Source organism: Acinetobacter sp. ACZLY 512 (genome assembly GCF_023614015.1).
Lineage (GTDB): Bacteria > Pseudomonadota > Gammaproteobacteria > Pseudomonadales > Moraxellaceae > Acinetobacter > Acinetobacter soli.
Window position 1 is genome coordinate 60711 of the sequence record NZ_JAKIVI010000016.1, and the last position, 20478, is coordinate 81188.

Below are 20478 nucleotides of genomic sequence, written 5' to 3' on the forward strand. Positions count from 1 at the left end.
TAAACGATGACTCAACGGCATGTGATCTCTTTAAGTTTTATCACAATGGGCATGCTCAGCATTTACTACGGCATGCAATTGCTGAGTAATGGTTCGTCTTTAAAGTATCTTTTGGTCAGGTCTTCTGATCAGCACTGCGAAACCGAAAGCAACGCATCAGTGTCTGAGGTTGCATCGTCTCTTGAAGATCCTCAAGTTTTAAATCAACGTTTACTTGAAGTCTTTGGACAAGATTCATTATGGCAACGCACGCAGCAGCATTATGCGCCGCCCGTCAAACGCTTTGGCAAAACCAAAAAGAACTCAAAAACACATCGGGCCGAGTCGACTGCACCCAACCCTTTTTCAGCCAGTTGGTCGACACTTTCAAGCCTATTGCCTTTTTCCAATGATCTCGATTTGGGTGCAAATTCAAGTTCAGATGTCTATGTCCAGTTTCTGGCTAAAAAGAAATGGGTATTGATGCATCATTTAGATTTAGATACCGAGCAAGTATTCCGCTACGGTTCGAGCAGTAAAAATTACAGTGAAACCAATCTGAATCTCAAACAAAAATTGAGCGACAGCACGCTATTTGCCAGCCAGTTTAATGTGACCAAAACACAGGATGAAGATTTTACATGGCGTAATACCACCTTTCATCAGCTCAGTTTAAGCGGTAAAGATAAAGTGACCTATGGTGTATTAACCTCAGGAATTTATGAAAAACAGAAGAAAGATGTACTTCTGAGCCAATGGGGCCCTTATTTGTCTTGGCGACGCCCGTTATGGCGTAACTGGTTATTTATGCAAAATGATCTGAATTATACCGATGATCTGACCGATCAAAATGGCTATCACTTTAGTTATCAAATGAGTTTTGAGGCCAATTTTTAGTATCGATGAGAATTGTGGATAAGTTTGACGTTATCCACAATTTTAAAAAGCCCCGATACGAAATCGGGGCTTTACTGTTAGCTTAGCAGCAAACTGTTGATACGTTTTACATAAGCGGCTGGATCTTCCGGCAAACCACCTTCAGCAATCACGGCTTGATCAAAGATGACATTGGCCAGATCATCGAACTGCGCTGCATGTTCGAGCTTTTGTACCAATGGATGCGCTGGATTGATTTCTAAAATTGGCTTGCTTTCAGGTACAGGCTGCCCTGCTTGTTTCAGCATACGAACCAACTGAGGTGAAAGTTCACCGTCACTGGTCACCAAGCAAGCAGGCGAATCGACCAGACGTGTAGTCACGCGCACTTCTTTGGTTTTTGCCTTGAGTGAATCCGATAATTTATCGACCACTGGCTTGAATTGTTCGGCAGCTTCTTCAAGTGCTTTTTTCTCTTCGGCATCTTGCAGATCGCCCAGATCAACCGCACCTTTCGACACGTTTTGCAGTGCCACACCGTCAAACTCATGCACAAAGTTCATTGCCCATTCATCCACACGCTCCGACATCAACAAGACTTCAATGCCTTTTTTCTTAAACAACTCAAGCTGTGGAGAATGTTTGGCTGCATTTAAACTCTCTGCCGTAACATAGTAGATGGCTTTTTGGCCCTCTTTCATACGCGCTTTATAGTCGGCAAACGAGGTGCTGATCTCATCGTTAGTCGAAGTTGCATAACGCAAAAGCTTTAAAATACGTTCACGGTTGCTAAAGTCTTCACCCAAGCCTTCTTTGAGTACAGAACCGAATTCGGCATAAAAGGTCTTGAATTTTTCCTGATCTTTCTCATCTTCAGACTTCGCCAAACCATCCAACACATTCAAAATACGGCGCGTGTTGCCTTCACGGATGGTTTTGACATCACGACTTTCTTGTAACAGCTCACGGCTCACGTTCAGTGGTAAATCGGCACTGTCGATCACACCTTTAACGAAACGTAAGTAGTTTGGAATCAGGTTATCCGCATCGTCCATAATAAAGACGCGCTTCACATACAGCTTAATGCCTGCTTTGGCTTCACGGGTAAAAATATCTTGTGAGGCTTTGGCCGGAATATACAGCAACTGAGTGTACTCAGTATTGCCTTCTACGCGGTTATGTGTCCATGCAAGCGGTGCTTCAAAATCATGCGTTGCATTTTTATAAAACTCGATGTACTGCTCGTCAGTGATCTCGCTTTTACTGCGTGTCCATAATGCGCTCGCCGAGTTAATGGCTTCCCATTCGTCAGTCTTCACATACTGACCCGGTTTCGCTTCTTCTCCCTCAGCAGCTTCTTCTTGTTGCCATACTTCTTGTTGCCATACTTCTTTTTGCATCTCGATTGGCAAGCTGATGTGGTCAGAGTATTTATTAATAATCTGCTTAACTTTCCAAGATTCTAAATAGTCCAGTGCATCGTCACGCAAATGCAAAATGATGTCGGTTCCACGTGAATCCTTGGTGATTTGCTGTACTTCAAATTCACCCGTTCCGCCGCTAATCCAGCGCACACCGTCTTGTGCATCCGACCCGGCACGACGCGACTCTACCGTAATTTTGTCGGCCACAATAAAGCCTGAGTAAAACCCAACACCAAACTGACCAATCAATTGTGCATCAGATTTTTGATCGCCGGTTAGCTTAGACATAAAGTCTTTGGTTCCCGATTTAGCAATCGTACCCAAGTTGTCAATCGCTTCTTGCTGGCTCAAGCCAATGCCGTTGTCACTGATAGTTAAGGTGCGGTTGTCTTTATCCAGACGCACGCGCACACGCAGTGCCGAATCGTTTTCATAATATTCCGGATGATTGATGCCTTCAAAACGCAGTTTGTCGCAAGCATCGGACGCATTGGAAATCAACTCACGTAAGAAAATTTCAGGATTCGAATACAGTGAGTGGGTCACCAGATGCAGTAACTGTGCAACTTCGGCTTGAAAGCTATAATTTTGTGATGTGCTCGTTTGCTCACTCATAGGACACTCCTTAATAGATCACAACATGTTGTTATGTAATGTGCTATGTATTGGAGTGCCTAGATGAATTTTCAATGGTAATCCTAAAGATTTTTTGATCAATTAGAATGGTCCATGACTCAAAACACGATTTTGAATGATGTCATCGAGGTGTTGCTGACGCGATGCGTAGCTTCGACTTAAACAGCCCGTGTTTGAACCGCAAGTATTGCGCTGTTTGAGCCATTGATACTGCATGCCTTTTTCGGCATCACGCCCTCCCATAGGCAATGCATGCAATACAATTGCGTAGGTGGTGGCCATTTTTACATCGGCATCATTGAGTGAGCGAGTCTGGCAAATGGTTTTCTCCGAGCGAAGCTGGGCTTTTTCACAGGGAAAACTTGCAGCAGAAGCCGCACCCGCAAACATCAAACCACACCACGTGAACATGATAAAAGCTGAACGACGCATATTTTAATTCTCATTTTAAGGCTTTATATACTTAGCTTAAAAAATTCAAATGTGGTATTGGGTAAAGTTTCAACACAAAATGTGACACTGTGTATCTCAGTATAAAAAAATAAAAAGGTCTTATGCTCTCCAATAAGACCTTTAATTGCCGTTATCTCTCTTGTTATTTTTATGATGGTTTTTATTATTTTGCGCTATGGTTGATACTTAAATTAAAACTTATAGCTGTAACCTACGCTATATACCCACGGATTAACTTCAAGTGTTCCAATTTTTTCACCATTCCATTTCAAATCAGAACCAATATCAGCGTAACGCACATCGGCAAAAACACCCCAATGTTTTGCATCGGCCGGCTGGAAATTAAACCCGACTTGACCAGTAAACCCATAGGCGCGTTCTGCCTTTAATGAAGTTCCTGCCAGTGAACCTTTGGTCTGTTCATCCCATGCCAATAGTGCGGTTGCACCTACGCCGACATATGGCGTAAATCCAGTAGAATTTTTAAAGTGATATTTCACCGTGAGTGTAGGTGGCAACTGTTTAAAGCTCGCAATCGTTTCAGGCGCTCCACCCGCGACACGTGCCAATACATTATGTTTAAAGGGCGTCGCCAATAAAAGCTCGGAAGAAATATTGCGATTGGCAAAAAAATATTCGATTGATGGTGTAAAACTAAATGCATGATCGGCTTTCGCTTCAGTGACAGCACCATCGGCCATCGTATTATGATCACTTGAAGGTGCCAAAACACTTGCACCCACTTTAACTTGCCATTCGCCAGCAAATACTGACGCTGAAATACCTAGCAAAGATAAAACAAAAACTCTAAGAAACATGATTATCCCCTATCTCTTTTATAATAATAAACATTGATTTTATTTAAATGCAATATAGAGAATTAATATATTTTAATATTATTTTTAAACTAATGATTAATAATAAAATTATTTTAATTCATACAAAAATACTTGGTTTTATTTTTAATTCTTATTATTTTAATCGGGATTTAATTCCGATTAATTTAATCTGATTTTTTATTTATTCCAACCTTTTTAATCAGGTTTTATTTGTTGTTAAATTAAACTTCGCATGAACATAAATCAGGAAGTACTGATTTATATTCACGCGTTAATAAATAAATTAAAGTACCATGGCTGCAATCCAGCCAAAAATCAGTAAAGGAATATTAAAGTGAATAAATGTTGGAATCACAGTGTCCCAAATATGGTCATGCTGACCGTCGACCCCCAGTCCTGCCGTTGGGCCCAAGGTTGAGTCAGATGCAGGTGATCCCGCATCACCCAATGCCGCAGCAGTTCCAATCAGTGCAATGGTCGCAAGTGGTGAAAAACCAAACTGTACACAGAGAGGTACATAAATCACAGCCAGTACAGGTACACTTGAGAACGATGAACCAATCCCAATCGTGACAAACAGACCGATAAACAGCATGAGAAATGCAGCCAAAGCATGATTATTACCAATCAGATGCACTACGCCGTTGACCAACTGGTTGATATCACCGGTATGGGTCATCACCGAAGCAAAGCCGGCAGCCGAGATCATGATAAAGCCAACCAATGCCATCATCCGCATCCCTTGCACAAACACATCATCGGCATCTTGCCATTTGAATATGCCCGCGGTAGACAACACGGCAAAACCGACCAATCCGCCTAAAATCATCGATCCCGAATACAGCTGCGCAACCAAGGTCAGCGCGATGGCTAAAATCGCCATGAATAGGGTTTTCTTGGAAATATACGGCACGTGCTGTGCTTCTTGCTTGAGTTCTTCTGCATCTTCGGCAAGAGAATGCGTGACATGCGCTTCGGCACGAAGTGGTTTATCTAGGTCAATTGTGGTCACGCGGGCGACGGCACGATCTTGATAATGGCGTGGCTTACGGTAGCTGATAAATACTGCCACCAGTGTTCCCAGAACCATGCCCATAACCGGAATGGCCATTCCCATCGGCATCATCCAGCGTTCGACATGCAAGCCGTACTGTGCGCCAATTTTATTGATGTTCCCCATCAGGATCTGTTCAAGAAAGATGGCACCAAAACCCACAGGCAAGAAAATATAGGTTCCGACCAAGCCCAGTGTGAGTACGCATGCCGCAGCACGACGATCCAGCTTCAGATGGTTCATGACCTGCAATAAAGGCGGCACCAACACCGGAATAAAGGCAATATGGACCGGAATCAGGTTTTGTGAAAAAATCGCGGCAATCAGTAAAATACTCAGCAATAAATACTTCACTTTTTTCTCGCGCTTTTTGCTGGCTTCCATCCCCAGTAAACCGATCAGTTTATGCGCCAGCAAATCTGGTAATCCAGATTTGGACAATGCCAAGGCAAATGCACCCAAAACCGCATAGGCAAGCGCCACTTCGGCACCATCGCCTAGTCCAGCATTAAAAGCCTGAACCGTATCGGATAAGCTTAAACCTGCGACCAATCCCCCCACAACAGCAGAAATCACCAACGTTAAAACAACAGAGACTCGTGCCAGTGACAAGATAAACATCACGGCAATCGCAATAACAACAGCATTCATGAATCAAGGTCAGGTAAAATAAAAGGCGATATTTTAGCAGATTCATGCCATGCATGGGCTGTGACTGTCGTTTATCTTGTCGGAATACTCATGGGCTTTTACAGGGTGTTTTCATCATGATGCTGCTGGGCAAAGCGTGCAATATGGCCGGCGACTAATTTCGGCTGGCTCAACACGGCCCAATGATTGCCGTTAATTTCCTGATACTCAAACTGATCAACCCAGTTTGGCATTTCGTTTAAAATATATTCAGGGCTGACAAATGCATCATGCTTAAGTACCAAGGCCTGTACAGGACACTGCGCAAAACGCTTGCGCGGATGACGCATTGCAGGAATAAAATTGGCACGGTATAAGTTAATGCCATATTTGCCATCACGTGCAATATTCGGATTGAGTGGTAAATCTTGCTTGCGTTCTAACCTACTCAGCACTTTTCCCCATTTCTGTGGGGTAAAGAAATGCCACACCGACGGTGCCAGAAATGGCAGATGAAACGCCGCGATATACCATGATTTTGATAGCTTTTTTAATACACTTAACGGCTGGCTTTTCAGTTCACTGCCCAGCAAGTGTGCTGCATGATCCAGACACGGCCCCGAAATGGTGGTGTACGATAAAATCCGATCTTTAAATTTTGGATCTGTCACCGATTCCCACGATTGCAATGACCCCCAATCATGGGCAGCCAAATGAAAAGGTCGCCCTTCTAAAACCTGATCTACTACCGCCTCCAGATCCAGAGACAATTGCGCCATTCGATAATCCCGGATTTTTTTGGGAACACTCGACTGTCCGGCGCCTCGCACGTCATAGGTCACAATATAAAAGTGCTGAATCAGTTCTTGTATAATCGGCTCCCACACTTCCTGATTATCAGGATAGCCGTGTACCAGTACCAACGCTGGTAATTCTGAATGCCCCCATGCTTTACAGCATAAGGTCTGTTGATCCGTGGTGCGTACAGTCGAAATCTGAGGATGCATTGCGATGTCCTTGTTGTTTTAATTGACCATGTTTTTAGTCGGATTGGGCATTGCCATCAATGCCAGATTAGTGATAGTTATTTAGTATGAATAATCATCATATAAAAACAATTGACCCTTATGAATATTTTAAGACATCTTCAGACCATACCCATGGTGTCCAAGTTTATGATCAATCGCTACTCTCCCTACCGGGGTGCCGGCATTGAGATTGATCAAATCGACCTGAATAACTACTTTATCCGCGTCAAAATGCCCCTGACGCGTAAAAACCAAAATATTGTCGGTACACATTTTGGAGGAAGTTTATATTCAATGGTTGACCCTTTTTACATGCTGATTCTGATGCATCATCTGGGGTCTAAATATATTGTCTGGGATAAATCTGCCACGATTCACTTTCTGGCCCCGGGACGCAGTACGGTGTATGCTGATATCCGGCTGGATGCCAACGAAATTGATCATGTTAAAGGATTGGCCGAGAATTATGCGCCCGTCATTCGTAATTATGTGGTGAATATATTTGATGAGTCTGGTATTCGTATTGCAGAAGTACATAAAACGCTATACATCCGCCGCAAAAAGCCTAAATCATCACGGCAATAAAAAAGACGACCCGAGTCGTCTCTTTTGATAAGGCAGATTTAGCGTCGCTCTTGAATCGCAGCGCCTGCACCACCACCGATTGCGCCACCAATGGCAGCACCACCATCACCACCAAAAATGGCTTTACCGACCACCGAACCAATACCGGCACCGACTGCACTGCTGGTGGTGGTATTTCGGCTACCACCTTTGGCATTTGATCCTACACCGGCACCAGCAGCTGCACCGACACCTGCACCTAAACCACCGCCAACATGGTTACCCACACCACCACCAACGGCACCGCCCAGTGCGGCTGCACCAATACGTTGATCAGATGGGCTCATATTTTGACAGCCTGCAAGAAGTACGGTTGAAACGATTGCTGTAGCCATTAAACTTATTGTCTTTTTCATGAAAAGATCCTCCTTTCTTTTCACTCAGCATAAGCATTTTTTGTGAATTGATACTTGTCAAAATGTTAATTCCTACAAAAAAATGCAGGAGTTTTGTAACTGCTTACACATTCAATTCATTGATATAAAAAAAGGCACCCGAAGGTGCCTTTTTTGCAATCTACTTAGATTAGAACTGTTCTTGGTTCAATGCTTGACTGAACGCTTGGTCAACGTCACTAAAGTCGTTGTGCAGTTCAAATTCTGCCGCTTCCGCTTCCTGACGACGACGCTCAAGGTGATACGCCAAACCTGTACCGGCTGGAATCAGACGACCCACCACAACGTTCTCTTTGAGACCGCGTAGATCATCTTCCTTACCTGTTACAGCGGCTTCGGTTAACACGCGCGTCGTTTCTTGGAACGATGCTGCCGAGATAAATGAGTCAGTCGAAAGCGATGCTTTGGTAATACCCATTAATTGACGCTCAAATTTCGCAGGGAATTTGTTTTGCGCCAAGACAGCTTGGTTCTCTTGAACAACACGGATGTAATCCACTTGTTCGCCTTTGATGAAGCTGGTATCACCACCATCGGTGATGTCTACTTTACGCAACATTTGACGTACGATGACTTCAATGTGCTTATCGTTGATTTTTACACCTTGGAGACGGTAAACGTCTTGAACTTCGTTCACGATGTAGTTGGTCAACGCCACTTCGCCTTTCAAGCGTAAGATGTCATGCGGGTTTTGTGGACCATCAGAAATGGTTTCACCACGGTTGACATGCTCACCTTCGAACACGTTGATTTGACGCCATTTTGGAATCAATTCTTCGTAGATCTCAGAACCATCATCAGGTGTAATCACCAAACGGTTCTTACCTTTGGTTTCTTTACCAAAGCTCACGATACCAGACACTTCGGCCAAGATCGCGTGCTCTTTTGGTTTACGTGCTTCGAACAAGTCCGCAACGCGTGGAAGACCACCGGTAATATCACGTGTACGTGAAGATTCTTGTGGTACACGACCAATAACGTCACCTACACCAATTGTTTCACCGTCACGAACGGTCACAATGGTATTTTGTGGCAAGAAGTAGAACTGTTCGCCACCATCGGTTGTGTCGAGTACAATCGCAGGACGCAAGTCTTTACCTGACGCAGGACGTGCAGTCACTGGCAAGATTTCAACTGTTGTCATACCAGTGGCATCATCAGTTTTCGATGTTGCAGTCACACCATCCGCAATTTGGCTGAAACGTGCTTTACCCGCAACTTCAGTCACAAGTGGATGCGTATGCGGATCCCAAGTCGCCACAATACCGCCTGCTTCTACCGCTTCACCATCTTTAAGCAAGATGCTTGCACCGTATGGCAGTTTATAGCGCTCGCGCTCACGACCTAGCTCATCAGCAATACCGATTTCACCTGAACGTGAAACAGACACCAAGTGACCTTTCGCGTGTTGTACCGTTTTCACATTGTGGAAACGAACTGTACCTTTGTTACGAACCTGAACACTGTTTGCTGCAGACGTTCGGCTTGCCGCACCACCTACGTGGAACGTACGCATGGTTAACTGTGTACCTGGCTCACCAATCGATTGTGCTGCCATAACACCCACAGACTCACCAGGATTAACCTGATGACCACGTGCAAGGTCACGACCATAACATTTTGCACACACACCAAATGATGATTCACATGCAATCACTGAACGCACTTTCACTTCATCGACACCCGCTTCTTCAAGCTGAGCTGCGATTTTCTCGTCGATCAATGTACCGCGTGGCAACACCACTTCGTCATCAGATGCACGACGTACGTCTTCCGCCGTTACACGACCCAATACGCGGTCACGTAATGGCTCGATCACGTCACCACCTTGAATGAATGGTGTCATCACCAAACCACCCATGGTGCCACAATCCGGCTCGGTAATTACCAAGTCCTGCGCAACGTCAACCAAACGACGTGTCAAGTAACCCGAGTTTGCAGTTTTCAATGCAGTATCGGCCAAACCTTTACGCGCACCGTGCGTTGAAATAAAGTACTGAAGTACCGTCAAACCTTCACGGAAGTTTGCTTTAATCGGGGTTTCAATGATCGAGCCATCTGGCTTCGCCATCAAACCACGCATACCCGCCAACTGACGAATCTGCGCCGCACTACCACGGGCACCCGAGTCAGACATCATGTAGATGCTGTTAAACGATTTTTGTTTCTCGTCTTGACCTTGCTTGTTTTTCACGTTGGTGAAAGACAAGTTGTCCATCATCGCTTTTGCAACTTGGTCGTTGGTACGTGCCCAGATATCGACCACCTTGTTGTAACGCTCACCTGCGGTTACGAAACCTTGCTCGAACTGTTCTTCGATTTCACGAACTTCAGTTTCTGCTTTGTCGATAATCGCTTGCTTCTGCGGTGGAATGACCATGTCTTCCATACCGACAGAAACGCCCGAACGTGTTGCTTGACGGAAGCCAAGATACATCAACTGATCGGCAAAAATAACAGTGTCTTTAAGACCAAGCTTACGGTAGCACGAGTTGATCAGCTTCGAGATGTTCTTTTTGGTCATCTCAAGGTTAATCATTTCAAAGCTTAAACCTTCAGGAACAACTTCCCAAAGCAAGCAACGACCAGGTGTGGTATCCACAACAATGGTTTGCTTTTCACGTTGACCATCTTCATTGATCACGGTTTGGTGAACACGAACCTTTACGCGTGCGTGAATAGCGACCTGACCAGTTGCAAGCGCACGGTTCACTTCGTGTGTGTCGGCAAACATCATGCCTTCACCTTTGGCATTTACCGCATCACGCGTGATGTAGTAAAGACCCAAGACCACGTCCTGAGATGGAACGATAATCGGCTCACCGTTGGCTGGTGACAAGATGTTGTTGGTCGACATCATCAAGGCACGTGCTTCAAGCTGTGCTTCAAGTGTCAATGGAACGTGTACCGCCATTTGGTCACCGTCGAAGTCGGCGTTAAACGCAGCACAGACGAGCGGGTGTAAACGGATCGCTTTACCTTCGATCAGGATCGGTTCAAATGCTTGAAGACCCAAACGGTGAAGCGTTGGCGCACGGTTCAACATCACTGGATGCTGACGAATCACGTTGGCAAGAACGTCCCATACTTCTGGAGTTTCGCGCTCAACCATTTTCTTCGCAGCTTTAATGGTTGTGGCCTGACCAGACGCTTGTAGTTTTGCAAAAATAAACGGCTTGAATAGCTCAAGTGCCATTTTCTTTGGAAGACCACATTGATGTAGACGTAAAGTAGGACCTACGGTAATTACCGAACGACCAGAATAGTCAACACGTTTACCCAACAAGTTCTGACGGAAACGACCTTGTTTACCTTTGATCATATCTGCCAAAGATTTCAATGGACGCTTGTTCGAACCAGTAATTGCACGACCGCGACGGCCGTTATCAAGCAATGCATCGACAGATTCTTGCAACATACGTTTTTCGTTACGTACGATGATATCTGGCGCTGCAAGGTCAAGAAGACGCTTCAAACGGTTATTACGGTTAATGACACGACGATACAAATCGTTCAAGTCAGATGTCGCAAAACGACCACCTTCAAGTGGTACAAGCGGACGTAGGTCTGGTGGAAGTACTGGCAGTACATTCATCACCATCCATTCTGGCTTGTTGTTCGACTCTTTGAAAGCTTCCATCAATTTCAAGCGTTTTGACGCTTTTTTCAACTTCGTTTCAGAAGTTGTTTGTGGAATCTCTTCACGAAGACGTGAAATTTCAGCATCAAGATCGATGTCTTTTAACAAGTCTTGAACCGCTTCAGCACCCATTTTCGCAGAGAATTCATCTCCGTGTTCTTCAAGTGCATTGAAGTATTCTTCATCAGTGAGAAGTTGATACTTTTCAAGCGGTGTCATGCCTGGGTCAGTCACTACGTAAGATTCGAAATACAAAACGCGTTCGATATCACGAAGTGTCATGTCGAGTAGCAAACCGATACGGCTTGGCAACGACTTTAAGAACCAGATGTGTGCAACTGGAGACGCCAGTTCGATGTGACCCATACGTTCACGACGAACTTTTGCAGTCGTGACTTCTACGCCACATTTTTCACAAATGACGCCTTTGTATTTCATACGCTTGTATTTGCCACACAAGCATTCGTAATCTTTTACTGGACCAAAGATTTTGGCACAGAACAAACCATCGCGTTCTGGTTTAAAAGTACGGTAGTTAATGGTTTCAGGCTTTTTTACTTCGCCGTGAGACCATGACTTAATCATTTCTGGTGACGCAAGACCAATACGAATACGGTCAAACTCAATCGGTGTATGACCGTCTGAGTCCGTTTTCTTACGCATGATATCGAGCAAGTCTTTCAATTTATTTCTCCGTATGCCGAGGAGTTTTCACTCACTCGGCTGGGTCACAAATACTGTTTTTCCTGAAAAATCTGAGCGAGCTTAACGCTTAGTCACCATTTTTCAGTTCAATGTTGATACCTAAAGAACGGATCTCTTTGGTCAATACGTTGAAGGATTCAGGCATACCCGGATCCATGTAGTGGTTACCATCTACAATGTTCTTATAGATACGGGTACGACCTTCTACATCATCCGACTTCACTGTAAGCATCTCTTGAAGCGTATAAGCTGCGCCGTATGCTTCTAGTGCCCAGACTTCCATCTCACCGAAACGCTGACCACCGAATTGTGCTTTACCACCAAGCGGCTGCTGAGTGACAAGCGAGTAAGAACCAGTTGAACGCGCATGCATCTTGTCGTCAACCAAGTGGTTCAACTTGAGCATGTACATGTAACCTACAGTAACAGGACGATCGAACTGTTCACCTGTACGTCCGTCAAACAAAATCTGTTGGCCCGTACGTGGCAACTCAGCCAGCTCAAGCAACTCTTTGATTTGGTTTTCTTCAGCACCGTCAAACACTGGCGTGGCTAAAGGAACACCCTTACGCAAGTTACCTGCAAGCACCAAGATTTCTTCATCAGTCAAGCTATCAAGATCTTCTTGCTCGCCACCTACCTTGTTGTAGATTTTGTCTAAGAAAATACGTAGCTCGGCAATCGTACGTTGCTGTTGCAACATCTTATCGATTTGCTCACCCAAGCCTTTTGCTGCAAGGCCCAAGTGTGTCTCAAGAATCTGACCTACGTTCATACGTGATGGTACACCCAGCGGGTTCAATACCACGTCAACAGGTACACCGTTGGCATCGTGTGGCATGTCTTCTACAGGCAGAATGTTAGAAACAACACCCTTGTTCCCGTGACGACCCGCCATCTTATCACCAGGCTGGATACGACGTTTAACTGCAAGATACACTTTCACAACTTTCAATACACCCGTTGTGAGTTCGTCACCGGTTGCAAGTTTGCGTTTTTTCTCTGCAAATTTCTCGTCGATCTCTGCGCTCTTCTCTTTCAAGAACACTTGAATCTGGCTCAGACGCTCTGCGATACCTTCATCAGTTGGTTGGATGTCTAATAGATCAACCAACTCTAAACCTGACAACATATCTTCAGACAGTTTGTCACCACGTTTGGTGGTGCCACCGCCATTCGATTCTTGATTGGTCAACAAGCGTACAACACGCTCACGCGCCGCTTCTTCAAAGATTTTGTATTCTTCTTTCAAGTCTTTGCGGTAAGCATCAAGCTGTGCTTTTTCAATCGCAAGTGCACGTTCATCTTTTTCTAAACCATCACGGGTAAAGACTTGAACGTCAATTACGGTACCTTTGGTGCCCGATGGAACGCGTAAAGATGAATCTTTCACGTCTGCGGCTTTTTCACCGAAGATGGCACGAAGCAGTTTTTCTTCAGGGGTTAATTGTGTTTCACCTTTTGGTGTCACTTTACCAACCAAGATGTCGCCCGCAGTCACTTCAGCACCGATGTACACGATACCTGATTCGTCAAGCTTAGACAGTGCTGCTTCACCCACGTTAGGGATATCGGCAGTAATTTCTTCTGCGCCCAACTTGGTATCACGTGCAACACATGACAATTCTTGAATGTGAATCGAAGTCAAACGGTCTTCTTGAAGCACACGCTCAGAAAGCAAGATCGAGTCTTCGTAGTTGTAGCCGTTCCAGGTCATGAACGCAACGCGCATGTTTTGACCCAGCGCCAACTCACCGCCATCCGTTGATGGACCATCGGCCAAGACATCACCACGACCAACTTTATCACCCAAATTCACCAGTACTTTCTGGTTGATACAGGTGTTCTGGTTCGAACGGGTGTACTTGATCAGGTTGTAGATATCCACACCTGCCTCGCCTGCGATCATTTCGTCTTCATTGACACGAATCACGACACGTGAAGCATCAACAAACTCGATCATCCCGCCACGTTTTGCGATCACACATACGCCCGAATCACGCGCAACGTTTGCTTCCATACCGGTACCCACAAGTGGTTTATCGGCAAGCAAAGTTGGAACCGCCTGACGTTGCATGTTGGAACCCATCAATGCACGGTTGGCGTCATCGTGTTCAAGGAACGGAATCAACGATGCCGCAACAGAAACAACCTGTTGGGCAGAAACGTCCATATGCGTTACTTTTTCTGGTGGCATGCGAACGAATTCACCTTGATGACGAACAGAAACCATCTCTTCCATCAAGTTACCATCAGTGTCAACGGCAGAGTCGGCCTGTGCAATCACGGTGCCTACTTCTTCGATTGCAGACAAGTATTCCACATCGTCTGTAACACGACCTTCTACAACTCGACGGTACGGTGTTTCCAAGAAACCAAAATCGTTGGCTTTTGCATACACAGAAAGCGAGTTGATCAAACCAATGTTTGGACCTTCCGGCGTCTCAATCGGACATACACGACCATAGTGGGTTTGATGTACGTCACGCACTTCAAAGCCTGCACGCTCACGAGTCAAACCACCCGGACCAAGTGCAGAAACACGACGCTTATGCGTAATCTCTGACAGTGGGTTGTTTTGATCCATAAACTGTGACAACTGGCTTGAACCAAAGAATTCTTTGATCGCCGCTGCAACAGGTTTGGCATTGATCAAGTCTTGTGGCGACAAGTTATCTGTTTCTGCTTGTGACAAACGTTCTTTTACTGCACGTTCAACACGTACCAGACCTACACGGAACTGGTTTTCGGTCATTTCACCAACCGAACGTACGCGACGGTTACCCAAGTGGTCGATATCGTCGACTTCACCTTTACCGTTACGAATTTCAACTAATGTACGAAGTACATCGATGATATCGTCATTCGAGAGGATTCCCTCGACTTCACGTGATTTCTGATCTGTACCGACTTCGTATGGACGACCCAAACGACGGTTGAACTTCATACGTCCCACTGGAGACAAGTCATAACGTTCAGAAGAGAAGAACAAGTTATTAAACAGGTTCTCTGCAGCTTCTTTGGTTGGTGGCTCGCCCGGACGCATCACTTTATAGATTTCAACCAAGGCATCTTCACGGCCTACAGTGGTGTCGGCACGTAATGTATCGGCAACAAATGAACCGCGGTCGATGTCGTTGGTAAACAGAATATTAAACTGTTTAACGCCACCTTCTGCCAGTTTCACCATCACTTCATGGCTGAGCAAAGTATTGGCTGCAATCACTTCGCCATCACGTAACGTGATGTCTTCAGCAGTGATACGCTCATACAAGTACTCATCTGGAACAGACAGTTTAGTCAGACCAGAAGCTTCCATTTGACGAACGTGACGTGCGTTGATACGTTTACCTTGCTCTACAATGATTTTGCCATCATTGTCTGCAATGTCAAACTGCGCCATTTCGCCACGTAAACGCTCAGGCACCAAATCAATCTGGTAACTACCGAAGTCTAGATATACCGGTACTTTTTCGTAGAATAATTCAAGGATTTGAGCGTTGTTATACCCTAGGGCACGCAAAATCACCGATGCCAATAGCTTACGACGACGGTCGATACGTACGTATACTAAATCTTTTGCATCAAACTCGAAGTCTAACCATGAACCACGGTAAGGAATGATACGTGCAGAGTACAAGACTTTACCGCTTGAGTGGGTCTTGCCTTTGTCGTGATCGAAGAACACGCCTGGTGAACGGTGTAACTGAGATACGATGACACGCTCGGTACCGTTGATCACAAACGTACCGTTTTCGGTCATGAGTGGAATTTCACCCATGTACACTTCTTGTTCACGTACATCTTTAATTGATTTCGTTTCACGATCTTTAATGATCAAACGAATTTTAACGCGCATTGGTGCCGCATAAGTTGACCCGCGAAGAATACATTCACGCACGTCAAACTCTGGTTTACCAAGACTATACTCAACAAATTCTAAAGCAGCATTGCCAGAATAACTTTCAATTGGGAAAACTGAACGAAATGCCGCTTGGAGACCGATATCTTCGCGACTTTTTGGTGTTTTGCCATCTTGCAAGAACGTTCTATACGAGTCGACTTGAATCGAAAGCAAGTATGGAGCGTCCATGACGCTAGGCAATTTACCAAAATTCTTACGGATCCGTTTCTTTTCGGTATATGAGTATGCCATCTGGAGTCCTCGGAAAGTAAACCAGGCTCGCCTGCAGAACGAGCTTGGATGGAATTACGCAGGCCGATATGGCCACCACTTTTACAAATGCTGCAATTTTTAAGTGGTATCAAAACGCTTAACAATATTTTTAAGATCGAAAAATATTGGTAAGCGTTTGAAATTCTTTTGTTTATTCTTAAAATTAGAATTCGTACATTCGAACAAACAAAAATCGAGCCGATTATTGTAACGCAAAAAGGCTGATGACCCAAGAGCCATCAGCCATTTTATGGAGCCGATTATCAAATAATCGACTCCTTAAGAAATTACTTAAGAGTAACTGTAGCACCAGCTTCTTCAAGTTTCTTCTTAAGCTCTTCGCCTTCTTCTTTAGAAACGCCTTCTTTAAGAACTTGTGGAGCACCTTCAACAAGATCTTTAGCTTCTTTAAGACCAAGGCCAGTTGCTTCACGAACTGCTTTAATAACAGCTACTTTGTTCGCGCCGAAAGAAGTCAATTCAACGTTGAATTCAGTTTGCTCTTCAGCAGCAGCAGCAGCGCCAGGAGCAGCAGCTACAGCTACAGCAGCAGCAGATACGTTAAATTTTTCTTCGAAAGCAGAGATTAATTCAACAAGTTCAAGAACTGTTTTTTCAGCAACTGCGTTTAAGATTTCTTCGTTAGTTAAAGCCATGAGATAAACTCCAAATGGATATTGAATGGTGTGAGAGTAGGATTAAGCCGCTTCTGACTCGTTTTTCTCTTTGAGCGCTGTAATAAGGCGACCCAATTTCGAAATAGGAGCTTGAAGAACAGAGGCAAGCATAGTAAGCGCTTTCTCTTGGTTCGGAAGGTTTGCGATCACGCTAACATCTGCACCTTGATAAAGTTTGCCGTCAAATGCAGCAGCTTTAAGTTCAAATGTTTTGTTCGTTTTTGCAAATTCTTCGAACAAGCGTGCAGCTGCACCCATGTCGTCTTCAGAAGTTGAGAAACCGAGAATGGTTGGGCCAACAAGTTCTTCACTCAAGATATCAAACTGAGTACCTTCGAGTGAGCGTTTTGCCAAAGTGTTACGTACGATACGTGTCGTTACACCAAGCTTACGAGCCTCAACACGAAGTTGAGTTAATTTCTCTACGCTAGAACCTTGATAGTTAGCCACAACAACAGAAAACGCTTTAGAAGCAACTTCGCTTACTTCTGCAACGATCTGTTTTTTGTCTTCGATAAGAAGAGCCATTGTAAAACCTCCTAACGGTGATTTATGCACCCAAACAGGTGCACTCCCAATTCGTAAATCTTTCGATTTACACGCGGAGGAGGAATAAATCACACCACCGCGTCTACTCAGACTGGTCTATTAAGAAGATCGCTTGCAAACAAGCTCACTTCGCCTGAGGTCTTTGACGCTGATAAATTTACATTTATCAATTCAAAGTCCGCCTGATGGGTTGGATATAACCAAAGGCCATATCCAACATCAGGACTTTAAAATTCTTGACTAAGTTAAGACTTAGTTTGAAACGTTGTTTACGTCAACAACAAGACCTGGGCCCATAGTTGAGCTTAAAGTGATCTTTTTGATATAAACACCTTTAGAGGTAGCAGGCTTTAACTTTTTCAAGTCTGCAACTAAAGTTTCAACGTTTTGACGGATTGCTTCAGCAGTAAAACCAACCTGACCAATCGCAGCGTGGATAATACCCGCTTTGTCTACGCGGTAACGCGCCTGACCTGACTTCGCATTTTTAACTGCAGAAGCTACGTCTGGAGTAACCGTACCCACTTTCGGGTTTGGCATTAAGCCACGTGGACCAAGAATCGTACCCAACTTACCTACAACGCGCATTGCATCTGGAGCTGCAATCACAACGTCAAAGTCAAGGTTACCTTGTTGAATGCTTTCAGCAAGGTCATCAAAACCAACGATGTCAGCACCTTCAGCTTTAGCAGCTTCAGCAGCAGCGCCTTGAGCAAATACAGCAACACGTACAGTTTTACCAGTACCGGCTGGAAGTGTCGTAGCACCACGAACAACTTGGTCAGATTTACGCGGGTCAACACCAAGGTTTACCGCAACATCCATTGACTCTTTGAACTTAGCAGCTGGTAGGCTGTTAAGAACTTGTACCGCTTCTTCCAAAGTGTAAACTTTGTTTGCTTCAAGAGCAGCAGCAATGGCTTTTTGACGTTTAGTTAACTTTGCCATGTCTTATAGCTCCACTTCCAAGCCCATAGAACGTGCAGAACCAGCGATGGTACGAACACGTGCGTCTAAATCAGCACCAGTAAGATCTGGTTCTTTAGTAGTCGCGATTTCTTCCAATTGAGCACGAGTCAACTTACCAACTTTAGTTTTGTTCGGTACAGATGAACCCTTTTGGATACCCGCAGCTTTCTTAAGAAGAATAGAAGCAGGAGGAGTTTTCATGATGAATGTGAACGACTTGTCGTTGTACACAGTGATCACGACTGGAATTGGCAAACCAACTTCAAGTTTTTGTGTAGCAGCATTGAATTCTTTACAGAATGCCATGATGTTTACACCACGTTGACCCAAAGCAGGACCAATTGGTGGAGATGGATTCGCTTTACCAGCTGGAACTTGCAGCTTGATATAGCCGTCAATCTTCTTAGCCATTATCTATTACCTCTGGGTACAAACGCCGTGAGGCTCCCCAATTTTCATTTCACAGCACCAAAGCACTGTAATAACAATGCCCGATTAAATCGGGCGCTTTCCAACCAATTCAAATTAAACCGTTTTTTCGACTTGGCGAAATTCAAGTTCAACCTGAGTTGGACGGTTAAATACATTAATCGTCAACGTGAGACGTGACTTTTCGTACAGTACCTCTTCCACGACTCCTTTAAAGTCTGTGAACGGACCGTCGATCACCAACAATTCTTCGCCTGGTTCAAACATCGTCTTCGGACGTGGTGCTTCACCAGTATTGCGTACACGTGCAAGAATAGCATCCGCTTCTTTTTGCGTAATTGGGGCAGGCTTTTCAGCAGTACCACCAATAAATCCAAGCACTTTTGGACATTCTTTTACAATGTGCCAAGTTTCATCATTCATTTCCATTTCGACTAACACATAGCCCGGAAAGAATTTACGCTCAGATTTGCGTTTCTTGCCATCCTTCATCTCAACCACTTCTTCGGTTGGAACAAGGACTTCACCAAAGCTATCGGCAACAGCGCTACGCTGGATTCGCTCATTAAGCGAACGCATCACCTGCTTTTCATAACCAGAGTAGGCATGAATAATATACCAACGTTTCATAGCTCTTTTACCCGATAATCAACTTAATTAACCAACCTAAACCATAGTCAAAACACCACAACACAATGGATGTAATCACTACGACCAACAGCACCTGCCAAGATGTAGTCACTGTTTCTTGCTTGGTCGGCCAAGTTACTCGACGCAACTCAATTCGCGCATCTTTAAGTAAACGAACAAAGCCTTTACCTTGATGGGTGGCGTATAATAAACCTAAAGCGACGACGATACAAGTCAAAATTACAGCGACACGCACCCAAACACTGGTTGCAGGCGGCCAATATGCAGGCAAATATTGATTTACCATGGCTGCACCAATCAATAACGCCAGTGCAATAACCCATAACACTACGTCTAATGCAGATGCAGAAGTGACAACTTCAGCAGAATTGTTTCGTTGAGGAATTGGCGCGTCGCTTAATGCGTCACGCGATTTATCGTTCGACATTTTTGTACTCGTCGTAGAATTCGCGACTTATTATATGACAATTAAGCCAGCATCAAGCTTTTATTTAGAAAAAAAATGGCAGGCCAGGAGGGACTCGAACCCCCAACATTCGGTTTTGGAGACCGACGCTCTACCAATTGAACTACTGACCTATGACACACAAGCCGAGAGTCTAGACCCCCGGCTTGTGAAATGCAACTTTATTTGATTATGCAGTTACTTTCGCAACAACACCAGCACCTACAGTACGACCACCTTCACGGATCGCAAAACGTAGACCTGGGTCCATTGCGATTGGGTGGATCAATTCTACTGA

General features: G+C 44.7%; 17 protein-coding genes and 1 tRNA gene. 2 read left to right on the forward strand and 16 right to left on the reverse strand.

Annotated features, from left to right (window positions below; all coding sequences use genetic code 11):
* Nucleotides 1-6 precede the first annotated feature (6 nt).
* Entirely contained in the window at nt 7-876 is an 870-nt protein-coding gene (locus L2096_RS14775; protein WP_048765403.1) for a hypothetical protein, read from the forward strand.
* A gap of 77 nt (nt 877-953) precedes the next feature.
* On the opposite strand, the gene htpG is transcribed toward L2096_RS14775, so the two are convergent.
* From htpG to L2096_RS14800, 5 genes are all read right to left on the reverse strand, one after another.
* Nucleotides 954-2894 (reverse strand): molecular chaperone HtpG, encoded by a 1941-nt coding sequence (gene htpG / locus L2096_RS14780; RefSeq protein WP_250365740.1) that lies wholly within the window; start codon nt 2892-2894, stop codon nt 954-956.
* Between the two features lie 102 nt (nt 2895-2996).
* A complete protein-coding gene (locus L2096_RS14785) occupies nt 2997-3347 on the reverse strand; it encodes a lysozyme inhibitor LprI family protein (RefSeq protein WP_004932393.1) in 351 nt (116 codons plus the stop codon).
* A gap of 212 nt (nt 3348-3559) precedes the next feature.
* Nucleotides 3560-4186: an OmpW/AlkL family protein gene (locus tag L2096_RS14790; RefSeq protein ID WP_250365741.1), complete on the reverse strand. Its 627-nt coding sequence runs from the start codon at nt 4184-4186 to the stop codon at nt 3560-3562.
* Between the two features lie 304 nt (nt 4187-4490).
* The gene (locus L2096_RS14795; protein ID WP_119689883.1) at nt 4491-5912 is read right to left on the reverse strand and encodes a Na+/H+ antiporter family protein; all 1422 of its coding nucleotides are present in this window, start codon (nt 5910-5912) and stop codon (nt 4491-4493) included.
* Between the two features lie 98 nt (nt 5913-6010).
* Nucleotides 6011-6898 carry an alpha/beta fold hydrolase gene (locus tag L2096_RS14800; RefSeq protein ID WP_111813112.1) on the reverse strand — a complete coding sequence of 296 codons (888 nt, stop codon included), beginning with the start codon at nt 6896-6898 and terminating at the stop codon, nt 6011-6013.
* Nucleotides 6899-7018: 120 nt separating this feature from the next.
* Between L2096_RS14800 and L2096_RS14805 the strand changes: the two genes are divergently transcribed.
* Nucleotides 7019-7504: a DUF4442 domain-containing protein gene (locus L2096_RS14805; protein ID WP_004932383.1), complete on the forward strand. Its 486-nt coding sequence runs from the start codon at nt 7019-7021 to the stop codon at nt 7502-7504.
* A gap of 38 nt (nt 7505-7542) precedes the next feature.
* On the opposite strand, the gene L2096_RS14810 is transcribed toward L2096_RS14805, so the two are convergent.
* From L2096_RS14810 to L2096_RS14860, 11 genes are all read right to left on the reverse strand, one after another.
* Nucleotides 7543-7899 (reverse strand): YMGG-like glycine zipper-containing protein, encoded by a 357-nt coding sequence (locus tag L2096_RS14810; RefSeq protein WP_004932380.1) that lies wholly within the window; start codon nt 7897-7899, stop codon nt 7543-7545.
* 169 nt (nt 7900-8068) lie between these two features.
* Nucleotides 8069-12262, reverse strand: coding sequence for a DNA-directed RNA polymerase subunit beta' (gene rpoC / locus L2096_RS14815; RefSeq protein WP_004932377.1), 4194 nt, complete (start codon nt 12260-12262; stop codon nt 8069-8071).
* A gap of 88 nt (nt 12263-12350) precedes the next feature.
* Complete coding sequence (gene rpoB, locus L2096_RS14820) at nt 12351-16439, reverse strand: DNA-directed RNA polymerase subunit beta (RefSeq protein ID WP_004932374.1); 4089 nt, start codon at nt 16437-16439, stop codon at nt 12351-12353.
* 308 nt (nt 16440-16747) lie between these two features.
* Nucleotides 16748-17116, reverse strand: a complete 369-nt coding sequence (gene rplL, locus L2096_RS14825; protein ID WP_004932371.1) for a 50S ribosomal protein L7/L12 — start codon at nt 17114-17116, stop codon at nt 16748-16750.
* A 42-nt stretch (nt 17117-17158) separates the two neighbouring features.
* Nucleotides 17159-17665 carry a 50S ribosomal protein L10 gene (gene rplJ / locus L2096_RS14830; protein ID WP_004932368.1) on the reverse strand — a complete coding sequence of 169 codons (507 nt, stop codon included), beginning with the start codon at nt 17663-17665 and terminating at the stop codon, nt 17159-17161.
* Nucleotides 17666-17938: 273 nt separating this feature from the next.
* On the reverse strand, nt 17939-18634 hold the full coding sequence (rplA, locus tag L2096_RS14835) for a 50S ribosomal protein L1 (RefSeq protein WP_004932366.1): 696 nt from the start codon (nt 18632-18634) through the stop codon (nt 17939-17941).
* Between the two features lie 3 nt (nt 18635-18637).
* Nucleotides 18638-19066 carry a 50S ribosomal protein L11 gene (rplK, locus tag L2096_RS14840; protein WP_004637639.1) on the reverse strand — a complete coding sequence of 143 codons (429 nt, stop codon included), beginning with the start codon at nt 19064-19066 and terminating at the stop codon, nt 18638-18640.
* Nucleotides 19067-19180: 114 nt separating this feature from the next.
* Nucleotides 19181-19714, reverse strand: coding sequence for a transcription termination/antitermination protein NusG (gene nusG, locus L2096_RS14845; RefSeq protein ID WP_004932362.1), 534 nt, complete (start codon nt 19712-19714; stop codon nt 19181-19183).
* Between the two features lie 7 nt (nt 19715-19721).
* On the reverse strand, nt 19722-20162 hold the full coding sequence (gene secE, locus L2096_RS14850; protein ID WP_004932360.1) for a preprotein translocase subunit SecE: 441 nt from the start codon (nt 20160-20162) through the stop codon (nt 19722-19724).
* A gap of 76 nt (nt 20163-20238) precedes the next feature.
* Nucleotides 20239-20314: transfer RNA gene (locus tag L2096_RS14855), tRNA-Trp, on the reverse strand.
* Nucleotides 20315-20370: 56 nt separating this feature from the next.
* Nucleotides 20371-20478, reverse strand: a 108-nt coding sequence (locus L2096_RS14860; RefSeq protein ID WP_079275949.1) for an EF-Tu C-terminal domain-related protein, incomplete at its 5' end; no start/stop codon positions are given.

What these genes read in the sequence shown, in the direction of transcription:
- rplL (WP_004932371.1), bottom strand. Translation starts at nt 17,116, where the DNA reads ATGGCTTTAACTAACGAAGAAATCTTAAACGCAGTTGCTGAAAAAACA.
- L2096_RS14795 (WP_119689883.1), bottom strand. Translation starts at nt 5,912, where the DNA reads ATGAATGCTGTTGTTATTGCGATTGCCGTGATGTTTATCTTGTCACTG.
- secE (WP_004932360.1), bottom strand. Translation starts at nt 20,162, where the DNA reads ATGTCGAACGATAAATCGCGTGACGCATTAAGCGACGCGCCAATTCCT.
- L2096_RS14800 (WP_111813112.1), bottom strand. Translation starts at nt 6,898, where the DNA reads ATGCATCCTCAGATTTCGACTGTACGCACCACGGATCAACAGACCTTA.
- htpG (WP_250365740.1), bottom strand. Translation starts at nt 2,894, where the DNA reads ATGAGTGAGCAAACGAGCACATCACAAAATTATAGCTTTCAAGCCGAA.
- rplA (WP_004932366.1), bottom strand. Translation starts at nt 18,634, where the DNA reads ATGGCAAAGTTAACTAAACGTCAAAAAGCCATTGCTGCTGCTCTTGAA.
- rpoB (WP_004932374.1), bottom strand. Translation starts at nt 16,439, where the DNA reads ATGGCATACTCATATACCGAAAAGAAACGGATCCGTAAGAATTTTGGT.
- L2096_RS14775 (WP_048765403.1), top strand. Translation starts at nt 7, where the DNA reads ATGACTCAACGGCATGTGATCTCTTTAAGTTTTATCACAATGGGCATG.
- nusG (WP_004932362.1), bottom strand. Translation starts at nt 19,714, where the DNA reads ATGAAACGTTGGTATATTATTCATGCCTACTCTGGTTATGAAAAGCAG.
- rplK (WP_004637639.1), bottom strand. Translation starts at nt 19,066, where the DNA reads ATGGCTAAGAAGATTGACGGCTATATCAAGCTGCAAGTTCCAGCTGGT.
- L2096_RS14810 (WP_004932380.1), bottom strand. Translation starts at nt 7,899, where the DNA reads ATGAAAAAGACAATAAGTTTAATGGCTACAGCAATCGTTTCAACCGTA.
- L2096_RS14785 (WP_004932393.1), bottom strand. Translation starts at nt 3,347, where the DNA reads ATGCGTCGTTCAGCTTTTATCATGTTCACGTGGTGTGGTTTGATGTTT.
- L2096_RS14790 (WP_250365741.1), bottom strand. Translation starts at nt 4,186, where the DNA reads ATGTTTCTTAGAGTTTTTGTTTTATCTTTGCTAGGTATTTCAGCGTCA.
- L2096_RS14805 (WP_004932383.1), top strand. Translation starts at nt 7,019, where the DNA reads ATGAATATTTTAAGACATCTTCAGACCATACCCATGGTGTCCAAGTTT.
- rplJ (WP_004932368.1), bottom strand. Translation starts at nt 17,665, where the DNA reads ATGGCTCTTCTTATCGAAGACAAAAAACAGATCGTTGCAGAAGTAAGC.